The 18,133-nt window shown below is 72.2% G+C and carries 11 protein-coding genes and 1 riboswitch; of the genes, 6 read left to right on the forward strand and 5 right to left on the reverse strand.

Features of this window, described 5'->3' with window-relative positions; all coding sequences use genetic code 11:
* The first annotated feature begins 168 nt into the window (after positions 1–168).
* Positions 169–339: a hypothetical protein gene (locus tag Raf01_RS14910; RefSeq protein ID WP_203918434.1), complete on the forward strand. Its 171-nt coding sequence runs from the start codon at positions 169–171 to the stop codon at positions 337–339.
* An 11-nt stretch (positions 340–350) separates the two neighbouring features.
* Here the strand turns inward: Raf01_RS14910 and Raf01_RS14915 are convergent, their stop codons facing one another.
* The 3 genes from Raf01_RS14915 to Raf01_RS14925 form a co-directional block, all read right to left on the reverse strand.
* Entirely contained in the window at positions 351–1,880 is a 1,530-nt protein-coding gene (locus Raf01_RS14915) for a hypothetical protein (RefSeq protein ID WP_203918435.1), read from the reverse strand.
* Positions 1,881–2,324: 444 nt separating this feature from the next.
* On the reverse strand, positions 2,325–3,263 hold the full coding sequence (locus Raf01_RS14920; protein WP_203918436.1) for a cyclase family protein: 939 nt from the start codon (positions 3,261–3,263) through the stop codon (positions 2,325–2,327).
* Between the two features lie 246 nt (positions 3,264–3,509).
* Positions 3,510–4,574 carry a S66 peptidase family protein gene (locus tag Raf01_RS14925; RefSeq protein ID WP_203918437.1) on the reverse strand — a complete coding sequence of 355 codons (1,065 nt, stop codon included), beginning with the start codon at positions 4,572–4,574 and terminating at the stop codon, positions 3,510–3,512.
* Positions 4,575–4,671: 97 nt separating this feature from the next.
* Between Raf01_RS14925 and Raf01_RS14930 the strand changes: the two genes are divergently transcribed.
* The 4 genes from Raf01_RS14930 to Raf01_RS14945 all read left to right on the forward strand — a co-directional run bounded on the left by Raf01_RS14930 (position 4,672) and on the right by Raf01_RS14945 (position 9,555).
* Positions 4,672–5,457 carry an RNA ligase family protein gene (locus Raf01_RS14930; protein WP_203918438.1) on the forward strand — a complete coding sequence of 262 codons (786 nt, stop codon included), beginning with the start codon at positions 4,672–4,674 and terminating at the stop codon, positions 5,455–5,457.
* Entirely contained in the window at positions 5,444–6,589 is a 1,146-nt protein-coding gene (locus Raf01_RS14935) for an AAA family ATPase (RefSeq protein ID WP_203918439.1), read from the forward strand. Before Raf01_RS14930 ends, Raf01_RS14935 begins: the two co-directional genes overlap by 14 nt.
* Before the next feature lie 106 nt (positions 6,590–6,695).
* Positions 6,696–7,961, forward strand: a complete 1,266-nt coding sequence (locus Raf01_RS14940; RefSeq protein WP_203918440.1) for an aminotransferase class V-fold PLP-dependent enzyme — start codon at positions 6,696–6,698, stop codon at positions 7,959–7,961.
* 193 nt (positions 7,962–8,154) lie between these two features.
* On the forward strand, positions 8,155–9,555 hold the full coding sequence (locus Raf01_RS14945; RefSeq protein WP_203918441.1) for an amidohydrolase family protein: 1,401 nt from the start codon (positions 8,155–8,157) through the stop codon (positions 9,553–9,555).
* On the opposite strand, the gene Raf01_RS14950 is transcribed toward Raf01_RS14945, so the two are convergent.
* Both Raf01_RS14950 and Raf01_RS14955 read right to left on the reverse strand, forming a co-directional pair.
* Positions 9,495–10,907, reverse strand: a complete 1,413-nt coding sequence (locus tag Raf01_RS14950) for a DNA polymerase III subunit beta family protein (protein ID WP_203918442.1) — start codon at positions 10,905–10,907, stop codon at positions 9,495–9,497. The genes Raf01_RS14945 and Raf01_RS14950 overlap by 61 nt on opposite strands.
* Positions 10,908–11,009: 102 nt before the next feature.
* Entirely contained in the window at positions 11,010–13,631 is a 2,622-nt protein-coding gene (locus Raf01_RS14955; RefSeq protein ID WP_505973665.1) for a HelD family protein, read from the reverse strand.
* Between the two features lie 502 nt (positions 13,632–14,133).
* Positions 14,134–14,270: riboswitch (cobalamin riboswitch) on the forward strand.
* A gap of 76 nt (positions 14,271–14,346) precedes the next feature.
* Between Raf01_RS14955 and cobN the strand changes: the two genes are divergently transcribed.
* The gene (cobN, locus tag Raf01_RS14960; protein WP_203918443.1) at positions 14,347–17,961 is read left to right on the forward strand and encodes a cobaltochelatase subunit CobN; all 3,615 of its coding nucleotides are present in this window, start codon (positions 14,347–14,349) and stop codon (positions 17,959–17,961) included.
* Positions 17,962–18,133: the final 172 nt, after the last annotated feature.

Genomic DNA, 18,133 nt, shown 5'->3' on the forward strand with positions numbered 1-18,133 from the left:
AATCAAGGGCCGAGCAATCAGCAGCTAGGCAAAGTTAGGTTAGCCATACCTAATCTGAAGTCAAGTGTGAGTAGTTCCTCGTCGGGGCGTTGAACCCGGAGCGCGATCTCGGCGTGCATACGTGCCCGCGTCGACGCCATGGTCAGGGCGCTGGCAGAGGCTCGCGGGGTGACAACGTCGGATCTGATCCGCGACTGGGTCGCCAAGGGATTGGCCTCGGCCGGCCGCAGTCTCGACCCGGTGACGGAGTTGCGCCGTGGGCTGGACACCGCCCAGCGGGCGCTGGACACGTTCGCCGCACGGGGCGGAGCCGGCGGACAGGGCGAAGCGGCGGCGTAGCGCGCTCCGCGCTATCGGGCCTCCGCGCTATCAGCCTTCGGCCCGCCGGTGGTGGCGGCGGTGCCGCGGCGGGCGCGCGGCATCGTGCCGACGCCGGCCGGCGCCGTACCCGTGTTCGCGTCCGTGTCGCCGGGCGGAGCGAGCAGCACCAGCCCGATCATCAGCCACGCGATCGTCGCCGCCCGGTTCGCGGTCAGCGCCGGCAACCCGACGGACGCGCCGATGACCAGCAGGACGATTCCGCCGCCGAGCCGCGACTGCGCGAGCCTCGACTGTGCGAGCTGCGGCTGCGCGACCCTCGATTGTGTGAGCTGGGATTGCGCGAGCCGCGACTGCCCGGGGTCCGGCGGCAGCCTCCGGCGGTACCAGCTCAGTGCCAGAACGGCGAGCAGCATCGTGTACAGGATCGCCCCGCAGAGGCCGGCGACGCACAGCGCCTCCACCCAGGCGTCGTCGTACGGGACGGCGAGTCCACCCGCGCCGAACCCGAACCACGGGGAGTCGTGCAACACGGCCGCGACGATGGTCTGCAGGCTGGACGAGTCGCCGAGCCGGCCTCCGGTGTAGAGATGCAGCATGTCGCCGTTCGTGCCGGGGCGCAGCAACTGAGCCAGGAAGTCACCGCCGATCCACTGTGGACCGACGCCGGACTGGGCGAGTCCCGCGACCGCGATGACGGCGGCGGCGAGCAGCACGACCCGCCGGCCGCGCCCGTGCGACTGGCGCAGCACCTGCCAGACCGCGATCGGCAGGCCGACCAGGAGGAAGACCTTGCTGACCGTGAGCAGGCCGCCGACGGTGATGAGCAGGCTGGCACCGGCGAAGCGGAGCAGGTTGGACCGGTAGCGGTAGATGGCGGCGAGCAGCGCGATGCTGTACATCTCACCGGCTTCGGCGGGTTGGTTGAAGATTCCGGTGTACCGCCCGAGCTGGCTCGCCCGTCCGGCCACGGTGTCCGTGACGGTGTTCTCCACGACGGTGTTGTCCCAGAACCGGGAGAGCATGGGAGTCAGGTCGTGCGCCTGCGACACGTACGCGAGTACCGCGTTGAGGCACATCGCCCAGATGACCACCCGGCACACGATGGCCAGCAGCCGTTTCCGGTCGGCGCCCATGTCCAGCAGGGTCCACAGGGTGATGAGTACGGCCAGCGGCAGCGCCAGGTTGTCCAGGCCGGCGAGGGTGCTCGCCCGGCCGAATCCGGTCAGCTCGGGTACCGGTACCAGCGCTCCGAATACCGCGACCAGGGTCTCGGCGGTGAGCAGGCCGAACACCAGGGCGGCCGCGCGGGTGAACCGGAACTGGCACCACCGCAGGGACGCCAGCGCGACCGCGCAGAGTCCGTAGACGACCACCTGTTCGGCACGAATACCGGCGAGCGGGGTGTACGGACCGAACGCGGCGATGGCCGCGACGGTCAGCGCCGCGCAGGCCAGCCGGGGGCGCGGCGGTCGGATCCCGGTCGCTGGGGTGTGCCCGGTCGCTGGCGTTTGCCCGGTCGTCGCTGAGGTTTGCCGCGTCGCGGGGGGTTGCCCCGTCATTGGGGCTTGCCCGGTCGTTGGGGCTTGCCCGGTCGTTGGGGCTTGGCCGGTCGTTGGGGCTTGGCCGGTCGTGGGGGATGGCCTAGTGGCTGGGGACTGCCCGGTCGCTGGGGTTTGAGGAGCACTCACGCTGGGATCAACGAATGGTCAGGCTTTTAGTAACAAAAGCCGCATAAAGGATTCTTCGGGCAATTCGGATACCCGGCTGTGGTGGGGGCGGCGAGCGGTCGCGTGGACCGGAGACCTATTGTCCTAGGACGGCTAAGCGGGCGTGGCCCGCGCCGCTCCGGGCTCGACGCGACCGGATCCTTGTACGCGCTCCGAGTGCGCCGGGTTCTCGACACCGACAACCGGAGGCCGGCCCCGCCGCGCTCGCCCCAAGCTTTGTGAAGGAATCGTGGCGGCCGCAATCGTGGCGGGGTACCTCGCCACCGTGAACCGCGGTCAGAATGTGGCGATCGGATTGACCGGGCTGCCGGACGTACCGGCGAAGCGAACCGGCGCGACCGCGAGCTGGAAGTCCCACTGGCCGAGCTCGGCAGCCGTCGTCGCGCACACCTCCAGATCGCAGTTGTCGAGCAGCCACAGACCCATCGCGACCAGGCTCACGGCGTGAACCGGCATCAACACGTCTTCGTACCCCGACGGCTGAACGTCCTGGGGGGTGTCAGCGCCGATCAGCGCTACCCCCCGTTCACGCAGCCACGGCAGGCAGGACGCGTGCCAGCCGGCCTGCGTGAAGCCACTGGCCTCACCGGCCTCGTGCCGGAAGCGGCCATAGCCTGTCCGCAGGAGTACCGCATCGCCGGATCGCACCCGCACTCCCTGGCGACGCTCGGCCTCCTCGAGATCATCGGGAAACACACCTTGCCCCGGTTCCAACCACGGCACGTCGCGGACCCTCGCAATGTCCAGCAGGACACCACGCGTGATGATGCCATTCGCCGCCGCCGTGACGGCCGCCCACGCCGATCCCGTTGCGGCGTCGACCAACGAGTGCGACCGCCCGTTGTACATCGTGCCGTCCCAGAAGATGTGGCACGGCGAGTCGACGTGGGTGAGGGTGTTGCCGTGGAACGTGATGCCGAGCCGCTCGGACGAAAAGCCCCAGCGCCGGTCGTTGTGGAACGCGGGCACCGGCATGTTCTCGGCACCCGGCATGTCGGCGGCGCACGGGCACGTCGTTGTCGACCGCTCCATCTCTTCCGGTACGGCGACCTCCCACGCGCACGACACGCTCCTGCCGTGGCGCACGGCCCGCGCCGCCGCCAGCCGGACGTCGTCGGTGATGTGGTTCAGGGTCCCGAGCTCGTCGTCGTCGCCCCACCGCCCCCAGTTCGACAGCGTGTCGAAGTACCCGAGCACGTCGTCCTGTGTAGGCATCGGTCGCCCTGCCGTCATCTCAGCATCGACTCCTCCGGTCACGCGGTTCGAGGCACCGCCGGTAGGGTATCCCGCCGCTGGACACCGATTTGCGCCAAGTCGGGTCACACCAGCCGGCGGTTACGAGAGCCCGGCGCTTACCGCAGCCCAGCGCTCACAACAGGCCAGCGCTCACAACAGCCCGGCGAGCTTGTACAGCACCAGCGAACCGGCCACCGCGAGGTTGAGGCTCATTCACCGGTCGCGCTACCGGCCGCGGTTGTCCGGATAGTGGGCGACGATGCGGCGGCCGGGACCGTCGACGGTGAGGCTCCCGCCGTAGGGCAGCACCCACTGGGGATCGGTGTGCCCGAAGTCGACGTCGAACACCGCCATCGCGGTCGGGTTGTAGTCGGCCAGCGCGCGGAGCACCGCTGCCCGCTGCTCCTCCCGGTACCGGTCGCGATCCTGCCGCGCGGTAGGCCGGTCGATGCTGCTGGCCTTGGCCAGCCCGACCAGTACCGCGGGAAACTGGGCCAGCAGACCGCGCTCCCCGGCGTTGCGCAGCATGCGGAAGACCTCCTCGGCGGCCGGCATTTCCTCGGAAGTCTCGATGAGCAGCACGCAGCCGGCGTAGTCCTCGACCGGCCGGATCCACCGGTTCGCCGCCAGGTTCCAGTGCAGGATCTCCAGATTGCCGCCCCAGGTCGGTGCCGTGACGACCCGGTCGGGCTGGTGCCAGTGCCAGCCGGGGCCGGGCAGCGTGGGCGCCTCGACCTCCAGGGACGCGGGATCGTTCCAGTCGCCCTCGTCCTCGCTGAACGCGTCGGCCGGCCGCAGCTCGACGTCCCCGCCACCGAACAGCGCGGCACGCAGTGACGCCGCCGACTCCGGGTGCAGACCGCCGGGGCGGCCGAGGTGCACCATCGTCGAGCCACCGTGCCACGCCGCGATGCCCTGGTTCCACAGCCAGTTGAGCAGGTTGGTGTTGTCGCTGTACCCGAAGTACGGCTTGGGATCCGCGGTGAACGCGGCCGGATCGAGGTGCGGCAGCACGGTCAGCTGGTCGTCCCCGCCGATGGTGGCCAGTACCGCTCGGATGTCCGGGTCGCGGTATGCGGCCATGAGATCCGCAGCCCGGTCCCGCGGGTCGGCGCCGACCCGCCGCGTCGTCGGGTACTCCACCGGTTTCAGCGCGAACTCGTCGCGCAGTCGGGTCATGGCGCGCTCGTGAACCGCCGGGAACCGTCCGGGTGCGGCGAACGAGGGGGAGACCACGGCCACCCGGTCTCCGGGACGCAGCGTGGCCGGTGCGGTGAAGGACGGACGCATGTGTCCATTGAACCGGACCCGGCAAGCGTATTGAACGGCACTAGGTTGATGGGAATGCGTTCGCGGACGCTATGGGGAATCGGCTACAACATTGGGCATGCTCGTCAAGTATCCGCGGACCGCGCACCTGGAGGGTTCCCGGCTTCAGCCGGGCGACCACGACCTGGCTGCCGTCCCGTTTCGGGACATCGCGGGGCGGTTCCTGACGGTGGAGGAGAAGCTCGACGGAGCGAACGCCGCGGTCAGCTTCACCGCGAGCGGCGAGCTTCGGCTTCAGTCGCGCGGACACTACCTGGACGGCGGGCCCCGGGAACGGCAGTTCGGACCGTTCAAGGCGTGGGCCGCGACGGTTGCCGGCGCGCTCTGGCCGAGGCTTGGCGACCGGTACGTGATGTACGGCGAATGGTTGTACGCCAAGCACACCGTGTTCTACGACGCGCTGCCGCACTACTTCTGTGAGTTCGACGTGCTCGACCGGCGGTCCGGCGAGTTCCTGTCGACGCGGCGGCGCGGCGAACTGCTGGCGGGTACGCCGGTGCGCTCGGTGCCGGTGCTGCGTACCGGAGTGTTCACCGACCTCGCGGAACTGGTCGCGCTCGTCGGTCCGTCGACGTGCCGGACCGGCAGGTGGCGGGAAGCGCTCGTCGAGGCGGCCACCGCGAGCGGAGCCGACCCGGAGCGAGTGGTCGCCGAGACCGACCGGTCCGACGACATGGAGGGTCTGTACCTCAAGGTGGAGGAGGACGGCCGGGTCGCCGGCCGGTACAAGTGGGTACGGTCGGGCTTCCTCACCACGGTGCTCGACTCGGGCAGCCATTGGCTGGACCGTACGATCGTGCCCAACCAACTCGCCGACCCGGCGGTGATGTATGAAGTCGTTTGAGTGGTCGTGCTTCGAACGGCTGTCCCCGGATCCGCCGGACTGGACCGTGCGATGGTCGGACATCGTCCGCGAGTTCGCCTGGGTACGCCGGCTCGCCGGTGTGGCACAGGATCCGGTTCACCACGCCGAGGGGGACGTCGCCACACACACCCGGATGGCGTGCGAAGCGCTGGCCGCGCTCCCCGAGTGGCGCGCCCGTGCCGAGTCCGACCGGGTCCGGCTGTTCGCCGCGGTACTCCTGCACGACGCGGCGAAGCCGGACTGTACCCAGTTGGAACCGGATGGGCGGGTCACCGCGCACGGCCACTCGCGCCGGGGTGACCTGATCGCCCGCCGGGTGTTGTGGGAGTTGGGCGCGCCGGTGGCCTGGCGCGAGTACGTGGCCGCGTTGGTGCGCCACCATCAGGTGCCGTTCTGGGCGTTGGAGCGCCCGGATCTGGACCGCATCGTGTTCCGGGTCAGCCTGTTGGCCCGCAACGACGACCTGGCACTGCTGGCGACCGCCGACATCCTCGGCCGGACCTGCGGCGACGCCGCCGAGGTGATGGAGAACATCGGGCTGTTCCGCGAGTACTGCGCGGAACGGGGCTGCCTCGACACCCCGCGGCGGTTCGCGTCGGACCATTCCCGGTTCTGGTACTTCCGAACTCCCGGCCGCGATCCCGACTACGCCGCCTACGACGACACCCGGCTGACCGTGACGGTGCTGTCCGGGCTGCCCGGTGCCGGCAAGGACACCTGGATCGCCCGGCACCGGGCGGATCAGCCGGTGGTCAGCCTGGACGGGTTGCGCGCCGAGCTTCGCGTGGCGCCGACTGACGATCAGCGCCCGGTCGTCGCGGCGGCGCACCGGCTGGCCAGGGAGCACCTGCGCGCCGGACGGTCGTTCGTGTGGAACGCCACCAACGTCTCGCGCCGGCTGCGTGAGCAGTGCGTCGGCCTGGTGGCCGACTACCGGGGCCGGGTCGACCTGGTGGCGCTGGAGGCGCCGCCGCCGGTGCTGCGGGCGCGCAACCGGGCACGCGAGCATCCGGTACCCGACGCGGTCGTCGACCGGCTCGTCTCCCGCTGGGAGACACCGGATCCAACGGAGGCGCACCGCGTGTCCTGGATCGACACGGCCGACTGCTGAGCTGGCTGGGTCGCTGTGCTGTGGCGGTGTTGGCTGGGTCGCCGCGCTGCGGCGGGGCCGGTGCCGGGGGACAATCGACGCGCTGCCGTACCTTCCGGGAGGAGTCGTGGCCACCGACCGCTCAGCGACCGACCGCCCAGCGACCGACCGCTCAGCCACCAACCGCCCCGCCGACGGCCGGGCAGGCGACAGCCGCCCCGCCCACGGCCGCACAGGCGACAGCCGCCCGGCCAGCCCGGTGGCGCCGGACAGCTTCGGCCCGTTCGATGGGCGGGTCTGGCTCAACACAGCGCACCAGGGGCCACTGCCCCGGGTCGCGGTGGAGGCCGCGGCGCGAGCGGCGTCACTCAAAGCGGCGCCGCATCGCATTCCCGACGAGGCGTTCACCGACGAGCCCGAACGGCTTCGCGGGCTGCTCGCCACGCTGGTGGGCGGCCGGGTCGACGAGATCGTGCTGGGCAACAGCACGTCGTACGGGCTGCAGCTGGTCGCCGGTGGACTGCCCTGGCAGTCCGGGGACGAGGTTCTGGTCGTCGACGGTGACTACCCGGCGACGGTACTGCCGTGGTCGCGGCTGACCGACCGCGGCGTGCATACCCGCCGGTTGCACCCGGGCGCCGGAGCGCCGACCGCGACCGAACTCGCCGCGACTCTCACCGACGCGACCCGGGTGTTCGCGCTGACCTGGGTGAACTCGTTCACCGGCCACGCAGCTGACCTGGACGCGCTCGGCCGGGTGTGCCGCGAGGCCGGGGTGACGTTCGTGGTGAACGCGTCGCAGGCTATCGGGGCGCGTCCGATCGACGTGTCGCGCGTCCCGGTCGACGCCGTGGCGAGCTGCGGGTACAAGTGGCTGTGCGGGCCGTACGGCACCGGGTTCACCTGGCTGCGCCCGGGCCTGCGGGACCGGTTGCGCCCGCAACAGGCGTACTGGCTGGCGATGCAGGCCGGGCGCGGCCTGGACCACATGCGCGACTACACCGTGCGCGACGACCTGGGCGTGCGCGGCATGGATGTGTTCTGCCCGGCCAACTTCGCCAACACGCTGCCCTGGGCGGCGGCCATCGACCTGTTCCTGTCGGTCGGGGTTCCGGCGGTCGCGGAGTACGACCAGTGGCTGGTCGATGTGCTGCTGGCCGGCATCGATCCGGAGGTATACGAGGTGCTCAGCCCGGTACGCGGGCCTGCCCGGTCCACCCTCGTCGTGCTCGCCCGGCGGGACGGAGACAACGAGCGGCGGTACCGGCAGCTGGCCGAGGCCGGTGTCGACGTGGCGTACCGCGAGGGGAACCTGCGCCTGTGCCCGCACCTGTTCACCACACCCGACGAGATCGACCGCGCGCTGGAGGTACTGCACCGGCCGGCGTCGTGAGCGCTCGTGCCGGGCCGGGCGTCGTCTTTGGGCGCGAGGCGGGTCTTCCGGTGCCGGGGCTGGTCTTCTGGCGCCGGCCCCGTCTTCTGGCACCGGACCGTTCTTCTCACGCCGGCCTGTCTTCCGGCGCCGGGCCGATTTTCGATGCGGGGCGGGGCAGCGCGGAGTTTGCCGTCGCTGGAAGGATGGTTGGGTGACTCGCGTACTGCTGACCGGGGGATCGGTGCTCGACGTCGCGTCGGGTGAGGCACGGCCCGCCGACGTGGTGATGGAAGGAGACCGGATCGTCGCCGTCGGCACCGGCCTCGACGGAGACGAGGCGGTCGACTGCACCGGCGGCATGCTGCTGCCCGGATTCATCGACTGCCACACACACGTGTGCCTGCCGGCCACGTACCACGAGGACGATCCGCTCGATATGCCGCGATCGGCGCGGGCGCTGGCCGCCGTACCGGTCCTGCGGACGTTGCTGCGCCTCGGCGTCACGACGGTACGCGACGCCTGGGGTGCCGACGCCGGCCTCAAACTGGCCCTGGAGCGGGGCTGGATCGAGGGGCCCGACCTGTTCGTCAGCCTCCGGCAGGTGTGCACCACGGGCGGCATCGGTGACCACTGGGCGCCCCTGTCCGGTTCGCTCGACCTGTTCGGAGATCCGTCGATGCCCGATCCGGTGTTCTGCGGCGCCGACGGAGCCCGCGACGTGGTGCGCCGGATGGTGCGCGCCGGCGCTGACTGGATCAAGGTGACGGCGACCGGCTCGATGGTGCGGGGCACCGGCGTGCACGACGTCCAGTTGACCGCCGAGGAGATGCGTGCGCTCGTCGACGAGGCGGACCGGCAGGGGCGGCGGGGCGTCATGGTGCACGCGCACGGTGCCCGAGGGGCCGAGTTGGCCGCACGCGCAGGTGCCCGCAGCATCGAGCACGGCACCTGGCTCGACGAGTCGGCGGTGGCCGCGATGGCGGAGTCCGGGTCGTGGTTCGTGCCGACGCTCTCGACGACGCACGGCGACCCCGACCGCAGGCCGGCGGCGGTCGAGGCGCACCGGCGGGCGGTCCGGCTCGCTGTCGAGGCCGGGGTACCGGTCGCGATGGGTACCGACAACCCGGTACGGCCGCACACCGAGGTGCTGCGGGAGATCGGGTACCTGTCGGACGCCGGGCTCGGTCCAGCCGGCGCGCTGCGTGCCGCGACACTGGACGCCGCCCGGCTGCTCGGGCTCGCCGACGACCGGGGTGAGGTCGCCCCGGGCAAGCGGGCGGATCTGGTCCTCCTCGACGGTACCGACCTCGACCCGGCCCGGCTGGAGGACCGCATACGGTCGGTGTGGCACAACGGCCGCCAGGTGCCCGCCGCGCCCACCGGCAGCGGGCGGGTCGCCGGAGAGCGCCGTGGCGACGAGCGGCCCGGCAGCGGGCGGGCCGACGGCGAGCCGCCCGACGGGGAGCGGCCCGACGGGGGGCGGCCTGACGGCGAGCGGCCCGGTAGCGAGCGGCCCGGCGGTAGCGAGCGGCCGGGCGCGGCGCCGCCGGATCAGCGAGCGGCGCCGGATTCGTCGGCGGGGGGCGCCGCCCTCAACGGGACAACCAGGTAACGCAGGTCGACGGGCGCCTCGGGCGAGGCGTGACGCAGTTCGGTGGCGCGTATCCCGCCCTGGATCCGCAGCTCCAGCCGGTGCCGACCGAACGCGCGCAGCGCGTCGAGGAGCAGCCGAGCCTGGTACAGCCGGGTGAGGTGGTCGCCCCGGACGGACGCCTTGACGGTCTCCTCCGACTCACCGGCCAGCGGGTCGTTCGCCCGTACCAGCAGCACGCCGTCACCCGCCTCGACTGCCATCCGGCCGGACGTCCCCGCGTACCGCGAGGCCCGATCGACCGCCGCGGCCAGCGCGTCGGCGTCGACCTCGACCTCGCACTCCGGCTTCAGGTCGAACAGCCGGTCTAGCTGAGTGTCGGGGAACGCGTCGCCGAGCGTGGGGATGACCACGCTGCCGCCCTCCCAGGCCAGCCCGAACAGGTCGCCCGCGGCGTGGAGGGTGACGGTGTCGGCCGTGCCCGCATGTCGGGTCGCCTCGGCGAGGATCGCGGCGGGCACCAGCACGTCCACCTCGGGGCCGGCCACCCCGCCTGGACCGGCGACCCTCGCACCGCCCGGACCGCTGATCCTCCCATCGCCCGGACCGGTGCCCTCCGCGCGGTTGTCCCCTGCTTCGCTGTGAACTGTGCCCTCCGGTCCCTCCGGGCTGGCAGCCTGTGATCTGCCCGGACCCGTGCCGTGTGGTCTGCCCGGACCGGTGCCGGGGGCGCCCGGCTCGGCCGCGGTCAGGTCTCGGCTGTGCTGGTCGGTCTGCCAGGTCTCCGAGGTCTGCGACGTCAGCGAGGTCAGCGAGGTCAGCCAGGTCAGGGACGCCGACGCCAGCCGGTAGCGGTCGGTGGCCAACAGAGACAGCCGGTCGCCGTCGGACCGCAGCCGAACGCCGGTGAAGACGGGCAGCGCGTGCTCACGCGAGGCGGCTCCGGCGACCGGTGTCACCGCCGCGCGCAGCGCCGCACTCGAGACCCGTCCAGCCTCGCGGGGCAGCGCGGCCGTCGCCGGGCGGACGTCGCCGAGTGACGGCAGCGCGAACCGGGCACCGGGCGTGCGCACCGCCAGCCGAGATCCCTCCGCGACGAGCCGGATCTCCGGCACGTCGAGCGCAGCGACGGTCTCGGCCAGGCCGCGCCGGGAGACCACCACCTCACCCCGCCCGTGCGTGACGGCCGGCACCCGCAACCGCGCGCTCACCTCGCCGTCTGCGGCGATGAGCAGGAGCCCGTCGTCGTCGGCGCGTAGCAGCACGCCCGCATGGGCCGGGTGGACCGACCGCGCCGGCAGGAGACGGGCCAGCCGGGCGGTCGCCTCGGCCAGCGGACCGGCCTGGGCGCTCACGTCGAGGGTCTCGAACATGCCCGGACGCTAACCGCCCGGTACGACACTTTGCAGCGGGGCAGCGGGGCAGCGGGGCAGCGGAGCAGCGGAGCAGCGGGGCAGCGGGGCAGCGGGCTCGGGTCAGGCCGCGACTGGCGCCTCCAGGATCGCCGGCAGGTCACCGGGGCACAGCACGGTGAGTCGCTGGGTCGGCCGGGTCAGCGCCACGTACAGGTCGCTGCGCCCGCGCTCCGATCCGGCGACGATCCCCGCCGGGTCGACGACCACGACCGAGTCGAACTCCAGCCCCTTGGCCTGCCGTACGGTCAGCACGACGACCCGGCTCTCCAGGTCCGCCTCGTCGCCGACGGCCGCCTCCGGTACCGCGTCGACGACCGTCGCGGCCAGCTCGGCGAGGTCGCCGTCCGGGACCAGAACGCCGAGCCGCCCGCCGCCCTCGCGCCGGCCACTGTCCTGCCTGCCACTGTCCTGCTTGCCACTGTCCCCGGCCGCCTCCCGCCGTACCGTCTCCACGACGCGGTCGGCCAGTTCGGCCGGATCGACCCGGATCAGCTCCGGCGCGATCCCGGTCTCCCGGACGGACCGGGGCAGCGGCAGCGCTGGGTCGATGTTGGCGAGTACCCGGCCGGCCAGCGCCATGATCTCGGCCGGCGTCCGGTAGTTGACCGCCAGCTCCGCCAGCCGCCAGCGGTCGCCCACGTACGGTTCCAGTACCCGCGCCCACGACGTGGTGCCGGACAGGTCACCGGTCTGCGCCACGTCACCGACCAGGGTCATGGACCGGCTCGGGCAGCGGCGCATCAGTAGCCGCCAGGCCATCGGGGACAGTTCCTGCGCCTCGTCCACGATGATGTGGCCGAACGCCCAGGTGCGGTCGGCGGCCGCCCGCTCGGCCGCGGTCAGGTACTCCCGTTCCTCGTGCCGTTCGCCGAGCAGCCCGGCGTCGAGCAGGTCGGTCGCGGTGAGGATCTCCGGGTCGATCTCGTCCTCCAGGTCGATCGGCCGGGAGCCGTGCAGGATCTCCAGCGCTCCCTCGGCGTACGCGGCCTGCTGCCGGCGGCGCAGCTCGGCGAGCGTCGTCGCGTCCCGATCGTCCTCGCCGAGCAGTTCGACCGCCTCGTCCAGCAGGGGCACGTCGGCCACTGTCCAGTCGGCGGACCGGTCCCGGTGCAGCAGGGCTCGTTGCGCGTCGGTCAGCATCGGCGCGGCGGTGGCGATCCGGTCGGCGGACGCGTACAGGTCGGTGAGCAGTTGCTGCGGCGTGAGGATCGGCCACAGCCAGTCCAGTGCGGTCGCCACCGCGGGATCGGCGCGCAACTCCCGGCGGATTTCGGCCAGGTCGGCCTCCTCCAGCAGTTGCTCGTCCCCCGGTGCGTCGTCGCCGCCCAGCGGATCGTCGGCGTACGGGTCGGTACCGATGCGCTCCGCGACCTGCAGCGAGAGGGCGTGGATGATCTCGGTGTCGAAGATCGGTCGGGCCAGGTTGTGCGGCCGGCCGAGGCGGCGGGTGCGCTCGCGAGCCTCCGCACAGGTGGCCGGGTCCAGCCGCAGGGTGTCCTGCCACAGCGAACCCCGGTCGGTGACGATCTCCAGCGCCTCGTCGGGTACCCGTTGCCGGTCCCGGATCGCGTTGGCCAGCAGCTCGACCATGACCGTACGGCCCTTCAGCTCGGCGGCTTCCGCCGGCTCCGGGCGCCGGGCGGACACGCCCGGGTAGAGGTCGGCCGGGGTGCGCAGGAGCACCCCGGTCTCGGCCAGCGACGGCAGTACCTGCGAGATGTAGCTGAGGAACGTCGTGTTGGGCCCGACCACCAGGACACCCCGGCTGGATAGCTCCCGCCGGTACGTGTAGAGCAGGTACGCCGCCCGGTGCAGCGCGACGGCGGTCTTCCCGGTGCCGGGGCCGCCCTGCACGACCAGTACCCCGCCCAGGTCTGCCCGGATGATCCGGTCCTGCTCGCCCTGGATGGTCTCCACGATGTCGCGCATCCGGCCGGTGCGGGTCGCGTTCAGCGCGGCGAGCAGGGTGGCCTCTCCGGTCAGGCCCGCATACCGGGAGTGCCGGTCGGCGGAGGCGGCCAGGGCGAGGTCGAGCACCTCGTCGTCCACGCCGACGACCTTCCGGCCGGCGGTCCGGATGTGGGCACGCCGCTGTACTCCCAGCGGTGCCGCCGCGGTCGCCAGGTAGAACGGACGGGCCGCGGGCGCGCGCCAGTCGACCAGCAGCGGCTCGTAGTCGCCGTCCTCGTCGAAGATGCCGATGCGTCCGATGTACCGGCGCTCTTTCGTTGCTTCCGTTACCGGCGCGGACGGGGCCGGTCCGGACGGGGCCGCGCCTTCGGGCTGGGCCGAGTCGCTGGGCGGGGCTGAGCCTTCGGGCTGGGCCGAGTCGCTGAGCGGGGCTGAGCCTTCGGGCTGGGCCGAGTCGGTGGACGGCGCCAGGTCGAGCCGGCCGAAGCACAGCCCGCTGTCCACGGCGTCGAGCTGCGCGATCCGGTCGGTGTGCATCCGGATCGTGCTGTCGCGCTGCGAACGCTCCTGCTGGGTACCGCCGGTCTGGGCCAGCGCGCCGGTCAACAGGTCCCTGGCGTGTCCTCGCATCGCGTCGAGGCGGCCGTAGAGCATCGAGACGTATGTCTGCTCGCGATCGATATCGTCCGTGCCGTGAGCGTGGTCATCTATGCGACCGTCGTCCGTGCGGCCATGGTCTCTGCGGCCGTGGTCTCTGCGGTTGTCACTCATGCGGTTGTCGTCCATGCGGTTGTCGCCCATGCGGTTCATGCCGGTCCCGTTCACGCCCGAGGCAGCTGGGACAGCGGAAGGACTTGACAAACCCGTCTCCCTCGTGTCTAATCTCAGAAAGACGGAGCGCTTCTGCGTGCCGTCTTTTTTGTTGCTCGAACTCAACAGGGTACCTCGCCCGCCCGGCCGCGACGACCCAACCGGCGCGACTCGACCGGCGACGACTCGACCGGCGACGACTCGTGCCCGGACCGACACCGGCCCGATCGACATGACCCGGCCGCCGCGACCCGCGACCCGGCTGCGTGCCGACACGACCCTCCACCCGACTCGCCACACCACCCGGCCGAAACGACCCGGCCGCCGCGATCCGGCCCACAGCGACCCGGCCCACAGCGACCCGGCCGATACGACATCGTGCCGCAGGGATGTGACGCGGTCATACGGCCCGGCCGGTACGTCGCCTCGCCGGGTACGCGTAGGATCCGGCGCGGGCGGCGCGGAGGAACCCGGTGCGAATCCGGGACGGTCCCGCCACTGTGACCGGGGAGCGGTCCCCCCACGATGGCCACTGCGGTACGACGGAAGCGTGCGGTGGGAAGGCCGGGGGAGCGCGTCGATCCGGGAGCCAGGAGACTCTGGCCGCCCCGGTGGCACCACGCGGCGCCGCCGCCCGCTACGACCCGGGGCGTGGACCCCGCCGGGAGGTACCACCATGCCGTCGTCGGCCTTCGTGTTGCTGTCCACCGCGGACACCGATCTGCTCGCGGCCCGCGCCGCCGGCACCGGTTGGCGGGTGGCCAACCCGACCCGGATCGAGCCGTCCGACCTGCCCACCCTGTTGGACGGCGCCGACCTGGTGGTGGTCCGGCTGCTCGGCGGCCGGCGGACCTGGCCGGAAGGGCTGGCCGCGGTGCTGGACGCCGGGCTGCCGGTGGTCGCGCTGGGCGGTGAGGCGGCGCCCGACGCGGAGCTGACCGCCTGCTCGACGGTACCGGCCGGAGTCGCGCACGACGCGCTGCGCTACCTGGTCGAGGGCGGCCCGGACAACCTGCGGGAACTGCACCGGTTCCTGTCCGACACCGTGCTGCTCACCGGTGAGGGCTTCGCCGCGCCGGTACCCACGCCGGCTTACGGGGAGTACGACGGCGGCCAGTACCGTCATGACCAGCGCGACCACCAGCCACCCGGCGGTCCGCGAACCGCGGGCCGGCCCACCGTCGGTGTCGTCTTCTACCGGGCGCACGCGCTGGCCGGCAACACCGCGTTCGTGGACACCCTGTGCGTGGCCATCGCCGAGGCCGGCGCGACCCCGCTGCCGGTCTACGCCGCGTCGCTGCGCTCGGTCGACGCCGGGCTGCGCGAGCTGCTGGGTCGGTGCGACGCGCTGATTGTGACGGTACTGGCCGCCGGGGGCACCCGACCGTCGGACGCGTCGGCCGGTGGCGACGAGGACGCCTGGACGGTCGAGGGACTGGCCGAGCTGGACGTACCGCTGGTGCAGGGGCTGTGCCTGACCACCACCCGGGCAGCCTGGCAGGAGTCGGCGGCGGCCCTGACGCCGATGGACGCCGCGATGCAGGTGGCTGTGCCGGAGTTCGACGGCCGGCTGATCTCGGTGCCGTTCTCGTTCAAGGAGACCGGCCCGGACGGGGTGCCGGTGTACGTCGCCGACCCGGAACGGGCCCGGCGGGTGGCCGGCATCGCGCTGGGCTACGCGCGCCTGCGCCAGGTGCCGAACGCGGACAAGCGGGTGGCGATCGTGCTGTCGTCGTATCCGACCAAGCACTCCCGGGTCGGCAACGCCGTCGGGCTCGACACGCCCGCGTCGGCGGTGCTGCTGCTGCGAGCCATGCGCGAGGCCGGGTACTCGGTGGATTCCTTCCCCGAGGATGGCGACGCGCTGATCCACCAGCTGATCGCGGCCGGCGGCCAGGACGTGGAGTGGCTGACCGAGGAGCAGTTGGCGGCGGCGCCGATCCGGGTACCCGCGGGGCAGTACCGGGAGTGGTTCGGCGCGCTGCCGGCGCAGTTGCGCGAGTCGATGACCGCCCACTGGGGGCCCGCGCCCGGCGAACTGTACGTCGACGGCGACGACATCGTGCTGGCCGGGCTGCGGTTGGGCAACGTCACCCTGCTGATCCAGCCGCCCCGCGGATTCGGCGAGAACCCGATCGCCATCTACCACGACCCCGACCTGCCGCCCTCACACCACTACCTGGCCGCGTACCGGTGGCTGGCCGGCAACGTCGACGCGATCGTGCACCTGGGCAAGCACGGCACGCTGGAGTGGTTGCCCGGCAAGGGGCTCGGCCTGTCCGCGGCGTGCGCGCCGGACGCGGTGCTGGGCGACCTGCCGCTGGTCTACCCGTTCATCGTGAACGACCCCGGGGAGGGCACCCAGGCCAAGCGGCGCGGGCATGCCACGATCGTGGACCACCTGGTGCCGCCGATGGCCCGCGCCGACAGCTACGGCGACCTGGCGAAGCTGGAGCAGTTGCTGGACGAGTACGCCACCGTCGCGGCGCTGGACCCGGCGAAGCTGCCCGCCGTGCGGGCCCAGATCTGGACCCTGATCCAGGCCGCTCAACTGCACCGGGACCTGCAGGTGGACGCCCAGCCCGAGGACGGGGAGTTCGACGATTTCGTACTGCATGTCGACGGGTACCTGTGCGAGGTCAAGGACTCGCTGATCCGCGACGGCCTGCACGTGCTCGGCGCCGCGCCGGAGGGTCAGGCCCGGGTCAACCTGGTGCTGGCGGTGTTGCGCGCGACTCAGGTGTGGGGTGGGCGGGTCGGGGCGCTGCCGGGGTTGCGCGCGGCGTTATCCGTCCATAGTGGACTATCCGAGGACTCCGGGCGCTCGGCGGTGGACGCATTGGAGGAGCTGGCCGTCCGGCTGGTGGCCGGCTGCGACGCCCGTGGATGGGCGCCGGACGCGGTACCGGCGGTGGTCGCCGAGGTGCTCGGTGAGCCGGTACCGTCCATCGTGGACGTGCTGCGGTTCGCCGCGGACGAGGTGGTACCGCGGCTCGCGGCCACGACCGGCGAGGTGACGGCGGTACTGCACGCCCTGGACGGCGGGTACGTGCCGGCCGGGCCGTCCGGTTCCCCGACCCGGGGACTGGTCAACGTGTTGCCCACCGGCCGCAACTTCTACTCCGTCGACCCGAAGGCGATCCCGTCCCGCAATGCGTGGGACGTCGGTCAGGCGCTGGCCGACTCGCTGCTGCGCCGCTACCGGGAGGACAACGGGGACTGGCCGCGTACCGTCGGGTTGACGATGTGGGGCACCTCGGCGATGCGTACCCAGGGGGACGACATCGCCGAGGTGCTGGCGCTGCTGGGCTGCCAACCGCTGTGGGACGACGCGTCGCGGCGGGTCACCGGGGTGGCGCCGGTACCCCTGGCCGAACTGGATCGCCCGCGCGTCGACGTGACCGTCCGCATCTCCGGTTTCTTCCGGGACGCCTTCCCGCACGTGGTCGCGCTGCTGGACGACGCCGTCTCCCAGGTCGCCGCGCTCGACGAACCGGACGAGGTCAACTTCGTGCGTGCGCACGCACGCGCCGACGCGGCGGAGCACGGCGACTGGCGCCGGGCCACCACCCGCATCTTCGGCTCCAAGCCGGGCGCGTACGGTGCCGGACTCCTACCGCTGATCGACGCCCGCAACTGGCGCGACGACCGGGACCTGGCCGAGGTCTATGCGGTGTGGGGCGGGTACGCCTACGGACGCGGCCTGGACGGCAGGGCCGCCCGGGACGACCTGGAGCGGGTGTACCGGCGGATCGCGGTGGCCGCCAAGAACGTGGACACCCGTGAACACGACATCGCCGACTCCGACGACTACTTCCAGTACCACGGCGGAATGGTGGCCATGGTGCGGTCACTGACCGGCAGCGACCCGGCCGCCTACATCGGCGACTCGCACCGGCCGGACGAGGTGCGCACCCGCAGCCTGGCGGAGGAGACCCGGCGGGTGTTCCGCGCCCGGGTGGTCAATCCACGCTGGATCGCCGCCATGCGCCGGCACGGGTACAAGGGCGCCTTCGAGCTGGCCGCGACCGTGGACTACCTGTTCGGGTACGACGCCACGGCCGGCGTGGTCGAGGACTGGATGTACCAGCAACTGGCCGAGTCGTACGTGTTCGACCAGGAGGTACGGGACTTCCTCGACAAGTCGAACCCGTGGGCGCTGCGCGGGATCACGGAGCGGCTGCTGGAGGCCGCCGACCGGAAGCTGTGGGAGCGGCCTGCGGCCGACACTCTGGACCGGCTTCGCCAGGCGTACCTGGCCACGGAGTCCGACCTGGAGGGCCGCGACTGAGCGGCCGCTGCCCGGCCGGGCTCGGATTCGGTTCCGGTTTCGCCAGGCGTACTGACTTTTCCGGGATGGCCACGACTGTTCCTGGTGGCCAACTCCCCGGCGGCTTCGATTGTTCGGTGCTTCCCTACTCGCGTCGGTGGTAGTTGTTGCGGCGGGGTTGTTGGTCCGCGTC

It is taken from the genome of Rugosimonospora africana, from assembly GCF_016862975.1.
In the GTDB taxonomy this organism is placed as follows: domain Bacteria; phylum Actinomycetota; class Actinomycetes; order Mycobacteriales; family Micromonosporaceae; genus Rugosimonospora; species Rugosimonospora africana.